Origin of the sequence: Cellulomonas sp. H30R-01 (assembly GCF_010119915.1) — a bacterium.
GTDB classification, from domain to species: Bacteria; Actinomycetota; Actinomycetes; order Actinomycetales; family Cellulomonadaceae; genus Cellulomonas; species Cellulomonas algicola.
In genome coordinates, this window is sequence record NZ_CP048210.1 from 2,580,434 (window position 1) to 2,600,727 (window position 20,294).

Below are 20,294 nucleotides of genomic sequence, written 5' to 3' on the forward strand. Positions count from 1 at the left end.
GCTAGACCGCGGCGTCGGGACGCTTCGCGTCAGCGGGCTCGACGGGCTCGGCGGGGCCACCGGGGACGTCGGCCTCGACGGGCTCGTCCGTCGACGGGCGCACGAGCGGCGCAGCCGCGTTGACGACGAGGAGACCGAGGACGACGGGGACGAGGATGACGAGCAGCGCGTTCCGGTAGCCGACGTGCTGCGCGAGCAGGCCGAGCAGCGGCGGACCGGCGAGGAACGCGCTGTAGCCGATGGTCGACACCACGCTCACGCGGGGGGCGGCGCGCAGCGGGTCGTCGGACGCGGCGCTCATGCCGACGGGGAACCCGAGCGCGGCACCGGCGCCCCACGCGACGACCCCGACCAGGGCGAGCCACAGCTGGCCGGCCAGGGCGAACGTGAGCAACCCGACGATCGCCAGCACCGCGCACAGCCGCAGCACGACGACGCGCCCGTACCGGTCGAGCAGCGCGGTGCCGAACCAGCGCATGCTCGTCATGGCGCCCACGAAGACGCCGAAGGCGAGCGCGCCGAGCGCGTGCGACGTGTCGAAGCCGTCGACGACCGCGAGGCTGACCCAGTCGTTCGCGGAGCCCTCGGTGAGCGCGGCGGCGAGCACGACGAGGCCGATGAGCAGCGTGCGCGGCTCGAGCCACGCCGCGAGCGCACCGCGGGCGCCGCGCGGGGGGGAGTCGTCCGTGACGGCGTGCGGGTGCTCGGAGCCGGCAGGCAGGAACGCGCGGACGGCGAACGCGACGACGACGACCGACGCGGTGACCGCGATCGGCACGTGCACCGCGACGGGCACGTGCAGCAGCGCCGCGAGCGCGGAGACGCCCGCCGCGCCGACCGTCCCGAACGAGAACCCGGCGTGGTACCGCGGCATGACGGTGCGGCCGAGCTCCTGCTCGACCGCGGCCCCCTCGAGGTTCATCGCGGCGTCCCACACGCCCGTGCCGACGCCGTACAGCACCATGCCGACGACGACGACCGGGACCTGTCCGGCCGCGACGCCGAGCGCCGCGATCGTCAGCCCGAGGCCGTTGAGGATCGCGAAGCCGAGCACCGTGCGGCGCGCACCGAGCCGCTCGACGACCATGCCCGACAGCGGCAGGGCCACGAGCGAGCCGACCGCACCGACGAGCAGCAGCAGGCCCATCTTCTCGGGCGAGAAGTCCAGCCCGTCGCGGATCGCGGGCAGGCGCGACGCCCACGTCGCGAAGTTGAAGCCGTTGAGCACGAAGACGGCCATGACCGCCAGCGACGCGCGCCGGGTGCGCAGGTCGGGCTGGGTCGGGGTGTCGGACATCGTTCCTCCGGTGCGCGGTGCCGTCATCGATCGTGCCCGTTCCTGCTCGTGGTGGCACGTGCGCGACCGGTGGCGCGCACGCGAAGGGTGGTGGCGCCCGCGCGGACCGCGGCGCGCGCACGGACGGCGTGCGCGCGGACGCGGTGCCGCCGGCGCGCGTGCGGGAGCGCGAGCGCGGGCTGCTCGGCCCGCTCCGGCGGGAGGTCGGCGTGCGCGGCGAGGGCGGCGAGCGGGTCGGGGTCGGCGTGCGCGGCGAGGGCGGCGAGCGGGTCCGGGTCGGCGTCGGCGAGGAGGCCGCGCTCCGGGCTGGGGGCCTGCTCGCGGACGTCACCGTCACGGAGGAGGACGCCGCGGGTGGGAGCGACCGGCCGGGCTGCCCCGGGCTCGACCGCGGCGCCCGCGACACGAGCTCGTCGAGCAGCCGGCCCGGCGGCCGCCGACGCGGTCTTCTCGGGCGCGACGCGGGCCGCGAGCAGGACGCTCGCGACCATCGCGACGCCGATGAGCAGCAGCGCGTGCCGCGCGCCCATCGACTCGGCGGCGAGTCCGAGCAGCGGCGGCGCCGCGAGCGACGCGACGGAGGCGAACGACGAGACGACGGCGACGCGGCCGGCGGACCGCAGCGGGTCGTCGGACGCCGCCGCGATGCCGACCGGGACCGCGAGCGCGGCGCCGAAGCCCCAGCCGACGATGCCGACGGCGGCGAGCTCGAGGGTCGGGGCGAGGCCGAACAGCAGCAGCCCGCCGAGCGAGACGACGCCCGACACGCGCAGGACGGCGACGCGACCGAACGAGTCGATGAGGCGGGTGCCGAGCAGCCGCACGACGGTCATGGCGCCGACGAACACGCCGAGCATCGCGCCGCCGACGGCCTCGCTGCGGTCGAACCCGTCGACGACGGCGAGCGACAGCCAGTCGTTGGCCGACCCCTCGGAGAGTGCGGCGGCCATGATGACGACGCCGATGAGCAGCGTGCGCGGCTCGCGCCAGGAGTCGAGCGCGGTGGCGATGCGGCGGCGACGCCCGGCGGGTGCGACGGCCACGACGGCCGGCCTCGGCGCGCCGTCGCGCGCCTCGGCGTCCACGGTCGCGACGACGGGCTGCGGGCGCCGACGGTCCCCGGGGGCGTCGTCGAGCACGACGCCGCGCAGCGACGCGAGCCGCCAGACCACCGCGAGCGCGGCGACCGCGGAGAACTGCACGACCACGGGCACGTCGAGCGCGGCGGCTGCGGCGCCCAGGCCGGACCCGGTGACGGCGCCGATCGAGAACGCGGCGTGGAACTGCGGGATGACAGTCCGGCCCATGGCACGCTCGACGCGCCCCGACTCGACGTTGAGCGGGACGTTGCCGAGCGCGACCGCGACGCCGTTGAGGAAGATGCCGACGGCGAGGACGGCGACCGAGCCCACCGCGGGGCCGACACCCATGAGCACGTACCCGACGGAGAGCGCGACGGTCGACGCGACGATCCCGACCCGGCTGCCGAAGCGCTGCACGACGATGCCCGCCGCTGTGACGGTCACGAGCGCGCCGAGGGACCCGACCAGCAGCATCCCGCCGAGCTCGGCCGTGGACAGGTCGAGCGCGTCGCGGACCGCGGGGATGCGCGCGAGCCAGCTCGAGAACGTGACCCCGGTGAGCGCGAACAGGCCCATGAGGAGCCAGCGGGCGCGGGACAGCCGGCGTGCGTCCGGGACGTGGTGCGGCGGTGTCGCGTCCGCACCGGGCGACGGGGTGGCGGGCGGCGCGGACGGCGCGGACGAGCGGGGCTGCCCGGCGGGGGCGGGGTGGGACACGGTGGGGCTCCGGGCGCGGGTCGGGCGAAGCGGTCGAATCGATTCGACCACGTCTCGCAGCGGGGTCGAATCGATTTGATGGGACGGGACATTCTGCGGGTACGCTGGCGGTCGCGTCAACACGTCTGCGCACCCGCGCGTCGTGCCCCGTCGCACCCGTCCTCGCCTCGCCCACGCGGGCGACGAGCCCCGTGCGCCGACCCGGAGGTGGACCCCTGCCCCGCCCTCGCCCGACCCTCGCGGACGTCGCCGCGGCCGCCAAGGTCTCCGTCTCGACGGCGTCGCTCGCGTTCTCGGGTGCCGGCCCCATCGCCGCCGCGACCCGCCAGCGCGTGCTGGACGCGGCGGTCGAGCTCGACTACGCCGGGCCGAACCCGCTGGGCCGCCAGCTGCGACGCGGCCGGTCGGGCATCGTCGGGGTCGTCGTGGGGGACGCCCTCAAGCGCTCGTTCCGCGACCCCGTCTCGGTGCAGGTGCTCGACGGGCTCGTCGGGACGCTCGGCTCGCTCGGCCTCGGCGTCCTGCTCATCCCCGGTCCCAGCGACCCCACCGAGCCGCCCGTCGACCCCCTCGTCGAGTCCGCGGCCATGGACGTGGCCGTGCTCATGTGGGGCGGCACCACCGACGACCCGACGCTCACCGCGCTCCAGCGCCGCGGCATCCCCACCGTCGTCGTCGAGGGTCGTCAGCAGGAGGGCGTCACGACCGTCGGGATCGACGACCGCCGTGGCATGACCGAGGCGACGCAGCACCTGCTCGGTCTGGGCCACGAGCGGATCGCCGTGGTCACGCTCCCGTTCGACCGCGCCCGGCGCGACGGGCTCGTCGACGACGACCGTCTGTCGCAGATCGACTGGGAGATCACCCGCCGACGCCTCGCGGGCGTCACCGACGCGGGCGTCACGCCGCAGGCGATCTACGAGACCCCCGCCTCGCTCGTCGAGCACGGCAAGACCGCGGGGGCCGCGCTGCTCGCCGGCGACGCCCGACCCACCGCCGTCGTCTGCCAGTCCGACCTCCTCGCGTCGGGGGTCGTGCTCGCGGCACGCGAGCTCGGGCTCCGCGTGCCCGAGGACGTGTCCGTGGCCGGCTTCGACGGGCTCGACCTGCCCTGGCTCGCACCCGACGTCCTCACGTCCGTCGTCCAGCCGCTCGCCGAGAAGGGCGCCGCGGTGGGTCACGCCGTCGAGGACCTGCTCGCGGGCGAGACGCCGCCCTACCGGGAGCTGGGCGTCACGCTGCGCCTGGGGACGACGACCGGCCCCGCCCCCTCCTGACCGAGCCCCCGCCCGACGACGCGAGCCCGGACCGGACGCACCGCGCCCCGGTCCTCCACCTCCGCCGGGGAGGACCGGGGCACGGCCGTGCGCCGGCGTCAGCTGCGCTTCAGCCAGTCGAGCGGGTTGGTGCGCGTCGCCGCGTAGACGAACCACGACGTCGCGCCCACGTGCTGCACCTGGAAGTAGCCGAACCCGAACCCGGTGTCGAGCAGGCTCGACGCGGCGACCACTCCCCCGTCGACGACCACGCCGCCGAGGTGCTGTCCGACGCCCAGGACGTCCTGCGCGTGCCGGACCTGCGCGAGCAGCCGGTCCGCCGCCTTGGCGTCACCGCGGCCGTTGCGGTCGATCAGCGCGGTCGCGAGCTGACCGGTGCCCTCGAGCCACACGCCCTGCGGGTGCACGGTGATGCCGTTGTACTGCGCGGTCGACTGCGCGCTCGCGGTGCTGAACGTGACGCCGGAGACCGTCTCGCCGTCGGGCAGCTGCGACGTCGGGGCAGACGCGTCGTCCGTGACCGCGAGCGCCGTGCCCGCCCAGTCCAGGCCGCGCTTGAACGTGCGGTCACGGGTGGCGAGCCACGCCCACGTCACCGTGTCGAGGGGCACCGGGAAGCGGTTGATCTCGACGCCGTCGTTCGTGCCCGTCCAGAAGAAGCCCTCGGACGGCTCCCACATCGCGTCGACGAACTCCCGCGCGTGCGCCGCCGCCGCCTTCCAGCGGTTGTCACGAGTCACCTTGCGGAGCATCGAGAAGAACGCCGTGCAGTCGATGTTGTGCTCGGTCGAGCCGTTGGGCACGGGTGCGTTCGCGCCGTTCACCCCGAAGGAGAAGCCGCCGAGGCCCGTGGTGCGCCAGGTGTTCGTCGTGATCCACTCGCCGATCCGGACGGCACCCGCGAGGTAGCGGCGGTCGCGCGTGCGGTCGTAGAGGTGGAGCAGGGCGATGCCGGGCCACGCCATGTCGCCGACCGCGGTCCCGAGGAACCCGAACTGCCACCCGATGTTCGCCGTGCCGTCGGGCTGCACGAACCCGTACGGCTGCGGGTTGCCGTCGTAGAACGTGTACGGGCCGACGTTGTACCCCTGCCGCAGCCGGCCGTCGGAGTAGCCCGGGTCGTGGTCCTGCGCGTACAGCAGGCCGTCGCCGAGGACGCGCGCCGTCTGCTCGCTGGACCGCCTGCCGTCGGCCAGCAGCGCGATGATCGCGAGCGCGTTGTCGTACGTGAACGCCGTGCTGAACAGCCCTAGCTCGTCGCCGTAGCTCTGCGCGAGCCGGGCGCCCGTGTTCACCGTCGGGTAGGCGTCGGCCGCGGCCTGCAGGAAGCCGACGGCCGCACGCTGCGCGGACGCGCCGTGCCCGTGACCGCGTCCCGTTGACACGTGTCCACCAGGGGCGGCCGAGGCGCCCGGGGCCGTGGCGACCGCCACGCCGGCGGCGACACCAGCGCCGGTCAGTGCGAGGAACGTCCGGCGCGAGACCCGCGCCCCTGACTCCGTCGTCGTGTGGTGCATCGGTGCTCTCTCCTCTGTGGGCGTCGGGCCGCGACGATGCGGCCCGGGTACACCGTAGGGAGCGGCCGGACGGAAAGGAAGAAGCCGGACGAATCGTCCGTACGCACCACGCTCACGGGTGCGGCACCGTCGCCCGGGCGGGCGACCCGGACGTCGCGCGAGCACGCGACACCCCCGAGCGGCGCCGTCGGCGGCCGCGGACGACGGAACTGCCCGCACCGCGGCGCTGCGCCGAGGTCCGCGACCACGACGCGGTGCGCGCGACCGTCCGCAGCCGGTTCAGCCGAGCCGGACGACCGCCTGCGCCTTGCCGAGCACGCGCACACCGTCGACGCTCACCGTGAGATCGACGCGCACCGTGCCCGCGCCCGCGTCGAGCGCGCCGACGACGGCGACGACCTCGACGGTCGCGGCGCCCGGGTCGGGGACCGGGACGGGGCGCGTGAACCGCACCTGGTAGTCGACGACGGCGCCCGGGTCGCCCGCCCAGTCGGCGACGACGCTGCTCGCGGCGCCCATGGTCCACATGCCGTGCGCGATGACACCCGGCAGGCCGACCGCCGTCGCGATGCGCTCGTTCCAGTGGATCGGGTTGAAGTCGCCGCTCGCGCCCGCGTACCGGACGAGCCGCGCACGGTCGACGGTGACCTCGCGCCGCGCGAGCTCCTGGCCGACGGTGAGCTCGGTGAGCACCGGCGTGGTCATGCGTCCTCCCCGCGGACGGCCAGCGTCGAGACGACGGTCGCGACGGCCTCGCCGTCCTCGGCCGCGATCTCGGCGCGCGTGGTGATCATGGCGAGCCCGGCGCGCTCGACGATCGCGTCGACGTGCAGCACCGTGACGAGCCGGTCGCCGGCGCGGATCGGGCGGTGGTGCGTGAACCGCTCGTCGGCGTGCACGACGCGGCTGAAGTCGATGCCCGCGGCCGGGTCCTCGAAGAGCTGCGCCTCGGCACGCTGCGCCACGACGACCGCGAACGTCGGCGGTGCGATGACGTCGGGGTGACCGAGCGCCCGTGCGGCGTCGGGCTCGGTGTGCGCGGGGTGCGTCGCGCCGACCGCGGCGGCGAACTCGCGCAGCTTCTCGCGCCCGACCTCGTACGGCGCGTTGGGCGCGTACTCGCGTCCGGCGTACCCGGTGTCGACCGGCATCCTCGTGCTCCTGTCGTCCGTCGCGTCGCCTGCCCGGCCCTCTCGGCCCGGCACGGCCCTGCTCAGCCCTGCACGGCGGTCACACCTGCACCGCGCTCAACGCACAAGCACGCCCGCCGGCGCGGAGCCGGGGGCGTGCCTGGAGTCCTGCGGCCCCGTGGGGCGCGGCTCAGCGGGTCTCGCGGTGGACCGTGTGCCGGTTGTCGCGCGGGCAGTACTTCTTCATCTCGAGCCGGTCGGGGTCGTTCCGACGGTTCTTCTTCGTGATGTAGTTCCGCTCCTTGCACTCCGTGCAGGCGAGCGTGATCTTCGGGCGGACGTCCGCGCTCTTGCTGGCCATGGTCTTCTCCTCGCGCCTGGACGGCGCCTGCGTTCTGCTGTCCACGACGCGTCGACCGACGCATCGCCTGGGTCACACTGGCTGTAGCGGGAGCGGGGCTTGAACCCGCGACCTCACGATTATGAGTCGTGCGCTCTGACCAGCTGAGCTACCCCGCCTCGGATGTCCCGAGGCCGTGGAACGAACCACGGCCCCGGACACACCACAGAGCCCCGAAAGGGAATCGAACCCTTGACCTTCTCCTTACCATGGAGACGCTCTGCCGACTGAGCTATCGGGGCAGCGCGTGCAAGGTTACACGGGCGAGTGCCCGGCTGCGAAATCCGGGCCGGTGACGGTCGCCACGGCGGCGCGCGACCCGCCGCGCGACCTGCGACGACGACCGCCGTCGAGCCCCGCGGCGCTCGCCCGAGGAGCCGCGCGGGCGCCCGCGTGCCTAAACGATTCGTCTCGTCGCCAGGGCGGTTTGTCCGGTGTCAGGATCCCGCCCATGCGCCGAACACCCCGCAGCACCGCCGCTGCCCTCCTGCTCGCCGCCGCGGTCACCCTCGGCACCGCGGCGTGCACCGGCTCCGACGACGACGCCGCCACCCCGGACTCCGACGCCGGCGACGGCACCGCCGCGACGCTCGCGTGGCCCACCGCGATCGACCCCGCCACCGCCGAGGACTCGTTCTTCGTCGTCTGGACCGACGTGGCCGACTCCGCCGCGGGTCCCGAGAAGCTCCAGCCCACCATCGACGCGCTCGCCGCGGCGGGCTACACGACGCTCCCCTGGGACCCGGCCTGCCAGAGCGGCGCGGAAGAGCTGCTGGGCGGTCTCACCGGCTTCGCGGACCCGCTCGGCGTCGGCGTGGCGTTCGCCTCCGCGGAGGACGCAGGCGCCTTCGACACGCTCTACGAGGGCGCGACGGTCTCCGTCACCGAGGGCACGTACACCTGCGCGAAGCCGTCCTGACCCCGCTCCCCACTCCCCTGCGACCGGCGGGGCGCCCTCGGGTGCCCCGCCGTCGTCGTCCCCGGAGACCGCCCGGAGCGCGGCACGGGCGCGCGAACCTCGGGCACGTGGACCTCGGGCACATGGTCCTCGCGCACGTGGACGTCGGGTACGTGGACGTCGGGTACGTGGACGTCGGGCACTGCGCGCTCGGGCCTGAGACGACGAGAGCCCGGACCGCAGTCGCAGTCCGGGCTCTCGCACCGTGGCGGGTGAGGGATTCGAACCCCCGTAGGCTGTGCCAGCTGATTTACAGTCAGCCCCCTTTGGCCGCTCGGGTAACCCGCCAGGGATCGCTCGCCGTTGCGGGGTCGACCCGGAGGCCGGCCGCCGCGAGCAGCGCGCGGGTGGAAGGATAGCAACTCCCGAGGGGTGCTGACGAAACGGCCCCCGGGACGGACGGCCGACGCCCCCGGGCGCGGCGACAGACGAGTCCCCGGCGGGTGCCCGGGGCGGCAGGAGGAGAGCACATGGCGAGCGAGTCGTCGTTCGACGTCGTCAGCAAGGTCGACCGTCAGGAGGTCGACAACGCGCTGAACCAGGCGGCGAAGGAGATCGCCCAGCGCTACGACTTCAAGGGCGTCGGGGCGTCGATCACGTGGAGCGGCGAGTCGGTCCTCATGGTCGCGAACTCCGCCGAGCGGGTGCTCGCGGTGCTCGACGTCTTCGAGTCGAAGCTCATCAAGCGCGGGATCTCGCTCAAGTCGCTCGACGTGGGCGACCGGGAGCCCAAGCCGTCGGGCAAGGAGTACCGCCTCGCGGGGTCGATCCAGGAGGGCCTGTCGAGCGAGATCGCGAAGAAGCTCGCGAAGATCGTGCGCGACGAGGGCCCGAAGAACGTCAAGACGCAGATCCAGGGCGACGAGCTGCGCGTCACCGCCAAGAGCCGCGACGACCTGCAGGCCGTCATCGCGCTGCTCAAGGGCGCCGACGTCGACGCGGCGCTCCAGTTCGTCAACTACCGCTGACGCGGCGGCGGGGAGCGCGGCGCACGCCGCGCCTCCCGCCGCCCGTCCGGCATCGACACGGTCCCCGCGAACGCCCGCTCGTCCCGCAGGCACCCGCCCGCGGACCCGTCCCGTCGCGCCACGCACGAGGCGGACCCCGGGCTCACACCGCCGGCGTCGAGACGGCGGTCGTCCGCCGGATCAGACGCCCGCGCCGAGCGCCGCGAGCGAGAAGCGGCTGCGGTCGAGCTCGTCGTCGTCGGCGCCGACCTGGCGCGGCACGCCCAGCCCGTCCTCGGCGAGGTCGGCGAGCACCTGACCGGCCCCCGGAGCGAGCGCGACGCCGTGCAGGCCGGTGCCCAGCGCGAGCACGACACGGCCCACCCGGTCCAGCACCATCGGGCCCGCCGCACGCTCGGTGACCCACGGTCCGGCATCGTCGACGCCGACCCCGGGCAGGCACTGCGCGACGTACTCGACGAGCTCGGTGGCGACGGCCTCGGGGGCAGCGTCCGCCCCCGTCGCGCCGAGCGGTGCGGGCTCGGTCCGGTGCACGAGCACGACACCCTGGTCGGTCGGCTCGCCACGCACCCGCAGCGCCGGGTAGCCGACGTCGGGCCCGAGGTCGCCGCGCGCGGAGCGGTGCGCGACAGGGTCGGCGCGGTGCACGAAAGCGGGCCAGGGCCGAATGCCCGACGGGAGCGCTTCCACGCGGTCGGCGCGTACGCGCGTCTCGCGCACCACGTGCGCCGCAGGGACCTCGACGACGCCGCCGAGGAGCCCTGCGGTCGCTGCGCCCGCGCACACGACGACGACCGACGCGTCGACGTGGTCGCCGTCGTCGACGTGCACGCGCGCGGCGTCGTCGCGCACCTCGACCCGTCGCACGTCCGCACCGAGCACCAGGTCGGCACCGTGCGACACCGCCTGCCGCCGCAGGGCCGCGAGCGTCGCGGCGACGTCGGCCACCCCCGCGGCGGGCTGCACGACGGCCCGGTCGTCGAACCGCATGCCCGGCCAGCGCTGCTCCGCCTCCGGGCCCGTGAGGTACTCGAACGGCACCGACGTGACGAGCAGCGTCTCCACGAGCGGGCGCAGCGCCTCGACGGGACCGTGCTCGACGCAGCCGGTCGGCTCGACCAGTCGCTCGCCCGCCTCGTGCTCGAGGACGTTCCACCACTGGTGGCTGAGGAGCGCGAGCCGGCAGCGGGCGACGTCCGCGTGGCCCGGCCGGACGACGTCGCGTCCCTGCACGGGCGGCTCCTGCGCGCGGTCGAGCAGCAGCACGCGGTGCCCGCGTCGTGCGAGCGCCCAGGCCGTCGCGGAGCCCGTCGCCCCGGCGCCGACCACCACGACGTCGTACCGGTCCTGCGTCACGTCGCCCCCTCCCGCGCGTGACACCGTGCCCCGTCGCGGGGCAGATTCTAGGGATTCGTCCCGATTCGCGAACATCGCTGTCCGCGAGGAGAGATCGTCCGGCCTGGTGGCCGGTCCGACGTCGGCCCGCTGGGTCGCAGCGGGGGTCGGGGACCGCCGAGCGACGTGGCCCCGGAGCCGGGCGCGCTCGTCCTCCGGCGACCGTCGCGCCGCGGCGCCGAGCCCGTCAGTAGCGCGTGATGCCGCCCGTCGTGCCGGCCTGCCGCTCCAGCCGCGCGATCCGCTCGGCCATCGGGGGGTGCGTCGCGAACATCTTCGCGAGCCCCTGACCCGAGAACGGGTTGGCGATCATGAGGTGCGAGACGTCGACGAGCTCGCGGTCCTGCGGCAGCGGGCGCGCCCTGGTCCCGGACTCGAGCTTGCGCAGCGCCGACGCGAGCGCGAGCGGGTCGCCGGTCAGGCGCGCGCCGTCCTCGTCGGCGTCGTACTCGCGCGTGCGGCTGATCGCGAGCTGGATCAGGGTCGCCGCGAGCGGCGCGAGGAAGGCCAGCAGGAGCCCGGCGAGCGGGTTGCCGCCGCGGTCGCGGTCCGAGCCGCCGCCGAAGAAGAGCGCGAACTGGGCGAGCGACGTGATGATGCCCGCGACGGCCGCCGCCACCGACGACGTGAGGATGTCGCGGTTGTAGACGTGCATGAGCTCGTGACCGAGGACGCCCCGCAGCTCACGCTCGTCGAGCAGGTGCAGGATGCCCTCGGTGCAGCACACGGCGGCGTTCTGCGGGTTGCGCCCCGTCGCGAACGCGTTCGGCGCGGCCGTCGGGGACACGTACAGGCGCGGCATCGGCTGGCGGGCCTGCGTTGAGAGCTCACGGACGATGCGGTACATCGCCGGCTGCTCGATCTCGCTGACCGGGCGCGCGCGCATCGCGCGGATCGCGATCTTGTCCGAGTTCCAGTAGGAGTACGCGGTCATGACGAGGCCGAGCCCCGCGAAGATCAGCAGGTACTTCGGCGTCCCGCCCCCGAGCAGCCACCCGATGCCGAGCAGCACCGCCCACAGGGCCCCGAACAGCGCCGCCGTCTTCAGCCCGTTGAAGTGCTGGTGTCCCATCGCGCGCACCCGTTCCTTCCCGCGTCTCGCACCCGACCCAACGCGGGCGGCGACCCGCAGGTTCCCTCGTATTGTGTGCTCCACGTCCCGCCGACGACGCCGACGACGCACCCACCTCCCCTCCCAGCCCCGGAGCCCGTGATGCGCACAGCCCGCTGGACCGCCCTGACCGCCGCCCTCGTCGCCACGCTCACGGTCGCGGCCTGTGCACCCGTCGACGACGCGCCGACCGGCGACTCGACCTCGACCTCGACGGCGGGCGGCCTCGCCACGGTGAAGGACGGCGTCCTCACGATCGCCACGTCCGACCCGGCGTACGAGCCGTGGGTCGTCGACGACGACCCGAGCAACGGCGAGGGCTTCGAGTCGGCCGTCGCCTACGCGGTCGCCGAGCGGCTCGGCTACGACGCCGACCAGGTCGAGTGGACCAGCGCGAGCTTCGACCAGATCATCGCGCCGGGCGCCAAGGACTTCGACTTCGCGGTCAACCAGGTGTCGATCAGCGACGAGCGGAAGAAGAGCCTCGCGTTCTCCTCGCCGTACTACGAGACGACGCAGGCCGTCGTGACGCTCGAGGGCTCCCCCGCCGCGGACGCGACGAGCCTCGCCGACCTCAAGGACGTGCGGATCGGCGCGATGGTCGGCACCACGAGCCTGACGTCCGCGCAGAACACGATCGCGCCGACGACTCCCGTCTCACCCTTCAACGACAACGACCAGGTCAAGCAGGCGCTCACGTCCGGGCTCGTCGACGCGATCGTCGTCGACCTGCCGACCGCGCTCTACGTCACCGCGGCCGAGCTCGACGGCGGCGTGCTCGTCGGGCAGCTCCCGGGCAGCGCGGGCGGCGACCAGTTCGGCCTCGTGATGGACCTCGACAGCCCGCTCACGGCCGACGTGTCCGCTGCGGTCGACGCGCTGCGCGAGGACGGCACGCTCGCCGAGCTCGAGGCGCGGTGGCTGACCGACGCCGCGGGCGCACCCGTCCTGAAGTGACGACGGGAGCGTCGGCGGCCCTGGTCGCCTGGGAGCCGTCGGAGCACCAGCGCGCGCGGGACGCCTACCGGCGCTCACGGGCGCGCCGCTCGACCGCGGTGGCGGTCGTCTCGACGGTCGCGCTGACCGCCGTCGCGGTGCTCGGGCTCGTGTCGTCGCCCGGGTGGCCGCGGGTCAAGGCGTCGTTCTTCGACCCGGAGGTCGCGCGAGCGTCGCTGCCGGCGGTGCTCGAGGGCCTGTGGCTCAACATCCGCGTCATGGCCGTGTGCGCGGTCGTGATCGTCGTCGTCGCGCTCGGCCTCGCGCTCGCGCGCACGCTCCGCGGCCCGGTGTTCTTCCCGCTGCGGGCGCTCGCGACGGGCTACGTCGACGTGTTCCGCGGGCTGCCGCTGATCCTCGTGCTGCTGCTCGTCGGGTTCGGCCTGCCGGGCCTGCGGCTGCAGGGCGTCCCGACGTCCGCCGTGGTCCTCGGCGGGCTCGCGCTCGTCCTCACCTACTCCGCGTACGTCGCCGAGGTGTTCCGCGCCGGCATCGAGTCCGTGCACCCGTCGCAGGTCGCCGCGGCCCGGTCGCTGGGGCTCACGCGCGGGCAGGCGATGCGGCACGTCGTGCTGCCCCAGGCGGTCCGGCGCGTCGTGCCGCCGCTGCTCAACGACCTCGTCGCGCTGTCGAAGGACTCGGGTCTCATCTCGATCCTCGGTGCGATCGACGCGGTGCGCGCCGCGCAGATCGAGACCGCGCGCTACGCCAACTTCACGCCGTACGTCGTCGCGGGCGTGCTCTTCGTGCTCCTCACGATCCCGCTCACGCGGTTCACCGACGTGCTCGCCCGCCGGTCCGGCTGGCTCGGTGCGCAGGGTTCGCTCGCGGGCGGCGGGGCGCTGCGGTGACCGCGACGGACGAGGCCCCCCTGCTGCGCGTCCGCGGGCTGCGCAAGTCGTTCGGCGAGCACGTCGTGCTGGACGACCTGTCGCTCGACGTCGAGGCGCACCGCGTCGTCGTCCTCATCGGCGCGTCCGGGTCCGGGAAGTCCACGCTGCTGCGGTGCGTCGACCTGCTCGAGGACGTCGACGACGGCGTCATCGAGCTCGAGGGCCGGGACATCACCGACCCGCGGCTCGACGCGAACGCCGTGCGCGCGCGGATCGGCATGGTGTTCCAGTCGTACAACCTGTTCCCGCACCTGCGCGTGCTCGACAACGTGACCCTCGCGCCCCGGCTCGTGCACCGCACGCCGCGACCGCAGGCGGAGGCCGAGGCGATGGCCGTCCTCGAGCGCGTGGGCCTCGCCGACAAGGCCCGCGCGTTCCCGGACGAGCTGTCGGGCGGGCAGCAGCAGCGCGTCGCGATCGCCCGTGCGCTGCTCGGCAGGCCCGCCGTCATGCTGCTCGACGAGGTCACGAGCGCGCTCGACCCCGAGCTCGTCGGCGAGGTGCTCGACCTGCTCGTCGAGCTCAAGTCGACCGGGCTGACCATGGTCGTCGCGACGCACGAGATGGGGTTCGCGCGCGAGGTCGCCGACGAGGTGTGCTTCCTGCACGCCGGCCGCGTGCACGAGCGCGGGACCGCCGCGCAGGTGCTCGGTGAGCCGCGGGAGGAACGCACGCGCGAGTTCCTGCGGCGGCTGCACGCCTGACTCGTCCGCGGCACGGGCAGCACGACGGGCGGATCCGCACCGCGCGACAGCGCGGCGACGGGCGGATCCGTACCGCGCGACAGCGCGACGGGCGATCCGTACCGCGCGACAGCGCGACGGGCGGATCCGTACCGCGCGACAGCGCGACGGGCGGACCCACCGCGGCCGGAGGCTGCGGCGTCGACGCGACGAGGCCCGGCACCCCTCGCGGGGGCCGGGCCTCGTGACCTCGTGCGTGCGGTCAGACGGTCGGGACGTCGCGGCCGAGCGAGATCGCGACCATGTGCTCGCGCGGGACGACCTTGACGCGCTCGCGGCCGTGCGGCTCGCCGAGGGACCTCTCCCACGCGTCGAGCAGCTCCCAGCCGGTCCACGTGATGACGTCGACGCCGCGAGCCGCGAGGAACTCGTCGACCGCCTTCGGCGCACGGTCCGTGGCCGTGTAGAACGCGTCGCCGCCCTCGGCGACGTCCTCGCCGAGGTGGCGGATCGTCTCCGACGCGTCCGACTTGGTGTGGCCGATGAGGCCGACCGGGCCGCGCTTGATCCAGCCCGTCGCGTACACGCCGGGGATGTGCTCGCCGTCGACGTCCACGACGCGACCCTCGCGGTTCGGGATCACGCCGGCGACGTCGTCGAACGGGATGTCGACGAGCGGCGAGCCGAAGTAGCCGACCGCGCGGTAGACGGCCTGGACGGGCCAGTCGTGCGTCTGCCCGGTGCCCGTGACGTTGCCGTCGCCGTTCAGCGCGGTGCGCTCGGTGCGCAGGCCGACGACCTTGCCGTCCTCGCCCAGCACCTCGACCGGCTTGTGCAGGAAGTGCAGGTGGATGCGGCGGCTCGCCGTGAGCTCCTCGGGCTCCTTGAGCGTCCAGTCCGTGAGGGTCTTGACGACCTGCTTGGTCTGGTTCGAGGAGTGGATCGCGGCCATCGAGCCCTCGTCGAACTCGAAGTCCTCGGGGTAGACGATGACGTCGACGTCCGGCACGTGCCCGAGCTCGCGCAGCTCGAGCGGCGAGAACTTCACCTGGGCCGGGCCGCGACGGGCGAAGACGTGCACGTCGGTGACGGGCGACGCCTTGAGGAGGTCGTAGACGTTGGCCGGGACCTCGGTCGGCAGCAGGTCGTCCGCGTGCTTCGCGAGGATGCGCGCGACGTCGAGCGCGACGTTGCCGGCGCCCAGGACGGCGACGTGCTGCGCCTCGAGCGGCCAGGTGCGCGGGACGTCGGGGTGGCCGTCGTACCAGGACACGAAGTCCGCGGCACCGTAGGAGCCGTCGAGGTCGATGCCCGGGATCGGCAGGGCCGCGTCGCGGATCGAGCCCGTGGAGAAGATCACCGCGTCGTAGAACTGGCGCAGGTCGTCGAGCTTCAGGTCCGTGCCGTAGTCGACGTTCGCGAGGAGGCGGATGTCGCCGCGCTCGAGCACCTTGTGCAGCGCGACGATGATCTGCTTGATGCGCGGGTGGTCCGGCGCGACGCCGTAGCGCACGAGCCCGAACGGCGCGGGCAGGCGCTCGAAGAGGTCGATGCTGACGTCGAGGTCCGTCTTCGACAGGATGTCGGCGGCGTAGATGCCGGCCGGTCCGGCGCCGACGACGGCGACGCGCAGGGTCGGGGTGCTCACGGGACGGTTCGCCTTCCGATCGGGGAGCGGTCGTCCGCACCGCGGACGGGTGGGTCCAGCGGTGGACGTTACCGGGACGCAGCGGGCATGCCGACGCGGCCGTGCGGCGAACAGTCTAGGTCGGCTGGTGAGGGTCGCCTCACCCGTTTCACGATCTGGACGTTCCGTCCATCATGCAAGACGCACGTCCGACTCCCCGGGAAGGGCGAGCGCCTACGCTCGACAGGTGCCCGGAACACCCGACGCAGCGGTCCCCGGACCCGCCGCGTCCCCCCTGATTCCTGCCCCCTCCCTCGCCGACACCCCCTCCGCCGCGACGACGCCGACGGGTGCCGCCACGACGTCGGACACGTCCGCCGAGAGCGCGCCGACCCCGCCGTCCGCGCGCGGCGGGCTGGCCGCCGGCATCGCCGCCTACGCGCTGTGGGGCGTGCTGCCCCTGTACTTCCCGCTGCTCGAACCCGCCGGCGCCGTCGAGATCATCGCCCACCGCGTCGTCTGGTCCCTGCTGTTCTGCCTCCTCCTGCTGCTCGTCACGCGGACCTGGGCCGGGTTCGTCGCCGCGCTCCGCGACCGCCGCACGCTCGGGCTCCTCGGCGTCGCGGCCGTCCTGCTGGCCGTCAACTGGCTCGTGTTCGTCTTCGGCGTGCTCACCGACCGCGTCGTCGACGCCGCACTCGGGTACTTCATCAACCCGCTCGTCACCGTCGCCCTCGCCGTCCTCGTGCTCCGCGAACGCCTGCGGCCCGTCCAGTGGGTCGCGCTCGGGTTCGGTGCGCTCGCCGTCGTCGTCATCACCGTGGGGTACGGACAGCTCCCCTGGATCGCCCTCACCCTCGCGCTCAGCTTCGGGTTCTACGGCCTCATCAAGAACCGCGTCGGACGCAGCGTCGCCGCGATCCCCGGCCTGACCGCCGAGACTCTCCTGCTCGCCCCGCTCGCGCTCGGGTACCTCGCCATCCTCGGTGCCGACGGCACCGGCACCTTCGCCGCGTACGGACCCTGGCACGCCGTCGCGCTCGTCTCGTCCGGGGTCGTCACCGCCGTGCCGCTCCTGCTCTTCAACTCCGCCGCACGCCGGCTCCCGCTGAGCGTGGTCGGGCTGCTGCAGTACCTCGCGCCCGTCCTGCAGCTCCTCATCGGCGTCCTGGTGCTGCACGAGCAGATGCCCGTGGCCCGGTGGTGGGGGTTCGCGCTCGTGTGGCTCGCGCTCGTCCTGCTGACGGTCGACGGGCTGCGGAGCCGGCTCCACACGCGCACGCGGACCGCCACCGCCTGACGTCCCCCGACCCCGCGCCGACCGCGCGTCGGGTCCCGACGACCGCGTGCGACGCCACGCGTGCGGTCGCGTGGCACGCGTCGAGCGGGCGGCGGCACGCGTCGAGCGGGCGCGCGGCACGCGTCGAGCGGGCGGCGGCACGCGTCGAGCGGGCGGCGGCACGCGTCGAGCGGGCGGCGGCACGCGTCGAGCGGGCGGCGGCACGCGTCGAGCGAGCCGCGGGACGGGCTCAGCGGCGCGGCACCGTCGCGTCGACCACCACGACCGTCACGTTGTCGCGCCCGCCGGCCGCCAGCGCCGCCGCGACCAGGCGGTCCGCCGCCTCCTGCGCCGACCCCGCCGCGCGCAGCTCGACCTCGATGCGCCGGTCCGTCAGCTCGTCCGTCAGGCCGTCCGAGCACACGACCATCCGGTCGCCCGGGCTCACGGGGAACAGCCACACGTCCGGCCGCACGTCCGACGCCCCGCCGCCGAGCACACGCGTGACGACGTGCCGCCGCGGGTGACGCGCCGCCGCGTCCGCGGGCACCAGACCGCTCGCCACCAGCTCGGCGATCTCCGAGTGGTCCGCCGTGACCTGCTCGAGCACACCGCCGATCATGCGGTACGTCCGCGAGTCGCCCACGTTGAGCACGACCCAGCACGGCACGCCCTCGTGCTCCGAGAGGACCACGCCCGTGATCGTCGTGCCCGGCCGGCGCGGCGACGTCGACGGGAGGTCCCGGACCCGTGCGTGCGCGTCGCGCAACGTGCGCGCCACCGTCGCGACGTCCGGCGTCGTCCCCACGAGCGGCCGCAGGGCCTCCACGGCCAGGCCGCTCGCGACCTCGCCCGCCTCGTGACCGCCCATGCCGTCCGCGACGACGTACACGCCGCCCGACGCGAGGGACGCGTCCTCGTTCGAGTCCCGGCGCCCACGATCCGTCGCGACACCCACGTCGACCCGGACGCCGGCCACGGCCGGCTGCACCGACTCGTCCGACGGGGCCGTCACGTCCACCTCGCAGCGGGATCGCTCCCCGGCGAGGACCCGCCGTCGGGAGGGCGGTCGGCGACCGCCGCGCTCATGCTACGGCGCGACAGGCGCAGGACGGTGCCGTTCGTCGGGATCGTCCAGGGCGGCGGAGCCCCACCGGCCGCCTCGCGTGCCGCGGAGCGAGGTGCGTCAGGCGCGCTCGACGCGGGCCGCCCGCTGGCCGAAGCGGATCGTCCAGCCCGCCTCCACGACCGCGCGCGCGCCCGGCGTGAGCGCCGATCCCGCGCCGTCGGGACCGACGAGCACCGTGCCGTTCGTCGAGCCACGGTCGACCACCCACAGCTGCCCGTCGCCCGTCGGACCGAACGCGAGGTGGACCTTCGAGACGGACCGCTGCGGGTCGTCCACGGCGACGACGTGCGTGACACCGGCGTCCGACGGGTCGCGGCCGACGAGCCCGTCACCCTCGACGACGACCCGCTGACCCGTGTCGAACACGAGCCGCAGCAGGCCGACCGGGGCGCGGTCCACGGACCGGCCCGCCGTGCCGACCAGTCGCGTCTGCTCGAGGTCGCCGAGCCCGCCGGCCGGCTCGTCACGCACGACGGGGTGCTCCAGGCCGGCCGGACCGGAGGGCGTGAGCGGCTCGACCGGCGGGGCCGCCGGCTCGCGCAGCCGCGTCTGCTCGACCTCGCCGAGGCCGTCGGCGGGAGCAGGACCGGGCGCGGGTGCCGAGGCGGGTGCGGGACGTCGGGCGACCGGCACGAGCGGGATCGTGCCCGTGACCGTCTCCGGGACGTCGACGAGCCCGGGCCGCGCGACGACCGGCGCGGTCGGCGCCGGACCGACCGGCACCGCGTCGATGACCGGGCCCGCGCCGAGCGGGGCGTCGCGGTGCTCACCCGCGAGGCCGGCGGGCACGTCGACGAGACCCCCACCGGGCGGAGCGGGTGTCGGCACCATGGGCACGACCGCGGTCGGCGGCGGGCCCTCGACGAACGCGGGCGGCGGCGGCGCGGGCTGATGGTCGGCGGCCGCGGACGGCGGGGGCGACGCGAGCGGCGGCGCAGCAGGTGCGGGCGCGGCGCCGTGCAGCGGTGCGGGCGGGCCGGGCGGTGCCGGGGGCACCGGGCGCCCCGGCTCGACCCCGCGCGCGACCGCGGTCTCCCACGCGGCGCGCGCGTCCGGTCGGACGGCGGCGGAGCGCCGGGACCCGTCGGCAGCGACGCGACGACCGTGCCCGCCCCGCGCCGCTCGGAGCGCGCCGGCCCGGACGACGAGGGTGCCGGCGGCCTTGTCGTGCCAGCCGCGCTGCGCGGGCTCGCGGTCCCACACGCCGGAGATCACGACGACGACCTGGCCGACGAAGCAGACCAGCACGCCCGCGGCGACCACGAGGTTGCGCAGCAGGATCGCGAGCAGACCGGCCGGCAGGCCCGTCCGGACGGCGACCGTGCGGATGCCCAGCGCCGCACCGCCGACGGTCGCGCCGGTGATCGCCTCCGCGCACCACTGGCCGACGCCGACGAGGAGCGCGAGCACGCCCGGGAGGACCATGAGGCCCGACGGGCGCCCGTCCGCGCCCGCACCGGCGGCGAGGGCGATGGCGGTGCCGATCCCGTAGACCGCACCGAGGACCGCGCCGTCGACGACGTACGCGAGGAACCGGCGCACGACCGGTGCGACCTCGTCCGGGGCGACCGGGACGCCGCCCGCGACCGACCGGGGCGCCGGCCCGCGCGCGACGCGGGGCCGCTGGGGCTCGACCGGGGGTGTGCTCACCATGACCTCCGTCGCGGCCTCGGGCGAGTCCGCGCCGTCATGCTGCCAGATCGTGCCGCGCCCCAGCGTCGACGTCCCGCATGTCCCGACGGCGTCCCCCCGGACGGGTCAGCCCCCGGGGCCCGCGCGGCCGGCCGGGCACTCCGCCGGCACCGGACGCCCCGCCGGTCGGACGCCCCGCCGGT

Annotated in this window: 18 protein-coding genes and 3 tRNA genes; 7 read left to right on the forward strand and 14 right to left on the reverse strand. The window is 75.1% G+C overall.

The window, feature by feature from the left end; genetic code table 11:
• Position 1: 1 nt before the first annotated feature.
• Together GXP71_RS11530 and GXP71_RS11535 are read right to left on the reverse strand one after the other, a co-directional pair.
• The gene (locus GXP71_RS11530) at positions 2–1,297 is read right to left on the reverse strand and encodes an MFS transporter (protein WP_162352758.1); all 1,296 of its coding nucleotides are present in this window, start codon (positions 1,295–1,297) and stop codon (positions 2–4) included.
• A gap of 23 nt (positions 1,298–1,320) precedes the next feature.
• A complete protein-coding gene (locus tag GXP71_RS11535) occupies positions 1,321–3,096 on the reverse strand; it encodes a sugar MFS transporter (RefSeq protein WP_238402381.1) in 1,776 nt (591 codons plus the stop codon).
• A 191-nt stretch (positions 3,097–3,287) separates the two neighbouring features.
• Between GXP71_RS11535 and GXP71_RS11540 the strand changes: the two genes are divergently transcribed.
• Entirely contained in the window at positions 3,288–4,373 is a 1,086-nt protein-coding gene (locus tag GXP71_RS11540; protein WP_370520932.1) for a LacI family DNA-binding transcriptional regulator, read from the forward strand.
• A gap of 98 nt (positions 4,374–4,471) precedes the next feature.
• Here the strand turns inward: GXP71_RS11540 and GXP71_RS11545 are convergent, their stop codons facing one another.
• From GXP71_RS11545 to GXP71_RS11570, 6 genes are all read right to left on the reverse strand, one after another.
• Positions 4,472–5,758, reverse strand: coding sequence for a Tat pathway signal sequence domain protein (locus tag GXP71_RS11545; RefSeq protein WP_238402382.1), 1,287 nt, complete (start codon positions 5,756–5,758; stop codon positions 4,472–4,474).
• Positions 5,759–6,169: 411 nt separating this feature from the next.
• Positions 6,170–6,595 (reverse strand): MaoC family dehydratase, encoded by a 426-nt coding sequence (locus GXP71_RS11550; protein ID WP_162352760.1) that lies wholly within the window; start codon positions 6,593–6,595, stop codon positions 6,170–6,172.
• Entirely contained in the window at positions 6,592–7,041 is a 450-nt protein-coding gene (locus GXP71_RS11555) for a MaoC family dehydratase N-terminal domain-containing protein (RefSeq protein ID WP_162352761.1), read from the reverse strand. Before GXP71_RS11555 ends, GXP71_RS11550 begins: the two co-directional genes overlap by 4 nt.
• Positions 7,042–7,210: 169 nt before the next feature.
• Entirely contained in the window at positions 7,211–7,381 is a 171-nt protein-coding gene (rpmG, locus tag GXP71_RS11560; RefSeq protein WP_124341451.1) for a 50S ribosomal protein L33, read from the reverse strand.
• An 84-nt stretch (positions 7,382–7,465) separates the two neighbouring features.
• Positions 7,466–7,539 (reverse strand) — tRNA-Met (locus GXP71_RS11565).
• 50 nt (positions 7,540–7,589) lie between these two features.
• Positions 7,590–7,662: transfer RNA gene (locus tag GXP71_RS11570), tRNA-Thr, on the reverse strand.
• Between the two features lie 209 nt (positions 7,663–7,871).
• Between GXP71_RS11570 and GXP71_RS11575 the strand changes: the two genes are divergently transcribed.
• Positions 7,872–8,339 (forward strand): hypothetical protein, encoded by a 468-nt coding sequence (locus GXP71_RS11575; RefSeq protein WP_162352762.1) that lies wholly within the window; start codon positions 7,872–7,874, stop codon positions 8,337–8,339.
• 245 nt (positions 8,340–8,584) lie between these two features.
• Here GXP71_RS11575 and GXP71_RS11580 read toward each other — a convergent pair.
• Positions 8,585–8,666 (reverse strand) — tRNA-Tyr (locus GXP71_RS11580).
• A 182-nt stretch (positions 8,667–8,848) separates the two neighbouring features.
• Between GXP71_RS11580 and GXP71_RS11585 the strand changes: the two genes are divergently transcribed.
• Positions 8,849–9,346: a YajQ family cyclic di-GMP-binding protein gene (locus tag GXP71_RS11585; RefSeq protein WP_162352763.1), complete on the forward strand. Its 498-nt coding sequence runs from the start codon at positions 8,849–8,851 to the stop codon at positions 9,344–9,346.
• Between the two features lie 180 nt (positions 9,347–9,526).
• Here GXP71_RS11585 and GXP71_RS11590 read toward each other — a convergent pair whose 3' ends face one another.
• Both GXP71_RS11590 and htpX read right to left on the reverse strand, forming a co-directional pair.
• Entirely contained in the window at positions 9,527–10,702 is a 1,176-nt protein-coding gene (locus tag GXP71_RS11590) for an FAD-binding oxidoreductase (RefSeq protein WP_162352764.1), read from the reverse strand.
• Positions 10,703–10,928: 226 nt separating this feature from the next.
• The gene (gene htpX / locus GXP71_RS11595) at positions 10,929–11,813 is read right to left on the reverse strand and encodes a zinc metalloprotease HtpX (RefSeq protein ID WP_162352765.1); all 885 of its coding nucleotides are present in this window, start codon (positions 11,811–11,813) and stop codon (positions 10,929–10,931) included.
• Between the two features lie 141 nt (positions 11,814–11,954).
• Between htpX and GXP71_RS11600 the strand changes: the two genes are divergently transcribed.
• From GXP71_RS11600 to GXP71_RS11610, 3 genes are read left to right on the forward strand one after another with little or no spacing between them, the layout of a single operon-like run.
• The gene (locus GXP71_RS11600; RefSeq protein WP_162352766.1) at positions 11,955–12,809 is read left to right on the forward strand and encodes an ABC transporter substrate-binding protein; all 855 of its coding nucleotides are present in this window, start codon (positions 11,955–11,957) and stop codon (positions 12,807–12,809) included.
• The gene (locus tag GXP71_RS11605; RefSeq protein WP_202924241.1) at positions 12,806–13,699 is read left to right on the forward strand and encodes an amino acid ABC transporter permease; all 894 of its coding nucleotides are present in this window, start codon (positions 12,806–12,808) and stop codon (positions 13,697–13,699) included. Before GXP71_RS11600 ends, GXP71_RS11605 begins: the two co-directional genes overlap by 4 nt.
• Positions 13,696–14,445 (forward strand): amino acid ABC transporter ATP-binding protein, encoded by a 750-nt coding sequence (locus tag GXP71_RS11610; protein WP_162352767.1) that lies wholly within the window; start codon positions 13,696–13,698, stop codon positions 14,443–14,445. The genes GXP71_RS11605 and GXP71_RS11610 overlap by 4 nt, the downstream gene beginning before the upstream one ends.
• Positions 14,446–14,686: 241 nt before the next feature.
• On the opposite strand, the gene GXP71_RS11615 is transcribed toward GXP71_RS11610, so the two are convergent.
• Complete coding sequence (locus GXP71_RS11615; protein WP_162352768.1) at positions 14,687–16,072, reverse strand: FAD-dependent oxidoreductase; 1,386 nt, start codon at positions 16,070–16,072, stop codon at positions 14,687–14,689.
• Between the two features lie 394 nt (positions 16,073–16,466).
• Here GXP71_RS11615 and rarD point away from each other — a divergent pair, with 394 nt between their 5' ends.
• Positions 16,467–17,351 (forward strand): EamA family transporter RarD, encoded by an 885-nt coding sequence (gene rarD, locus GXP71_RS11620; protein ID WP_238402748.1) that lies wholly within the window; start codon positions 16,467–16,469, stop codon positions 17,349–17,351.
• 229 nt (positions 17,352–17,580) lie between these two features.
• On the opposite strand, the gene GXP71_RS11625 is transcribed toward rarD, so the two are convergent.
• Together GXP71_RS11625 and GXP71_RS20505 are read right to left on the reverse strand one after the other, a co-directional pair.
• Positions 17,581–18,345, reverse strand: coding sequence for a PP2C family serine/threonine-protein phosphatase (locus tag GXP71_RS11625; RefSeq protein WP_162352769.1), 765 nt, complete (start codon positions 18,343–18,345; stop codon positions 17,581–17,583).
• Positions 18,346–18,516: 171 nt separating this feature from the next.
• Positions 18,517–20,109 (reverse strand): RDD family protein, encoded by a 1,593-nt coding sequence (locus tag GXP71_RS20505; protein WP_162352770.1) that lies wholly within the window; start codon positions 20,107–20,109, stop codon positions 18,517–18,519.
• Positions 20,110–20,294: the final 185 nt, after the last annotated feature.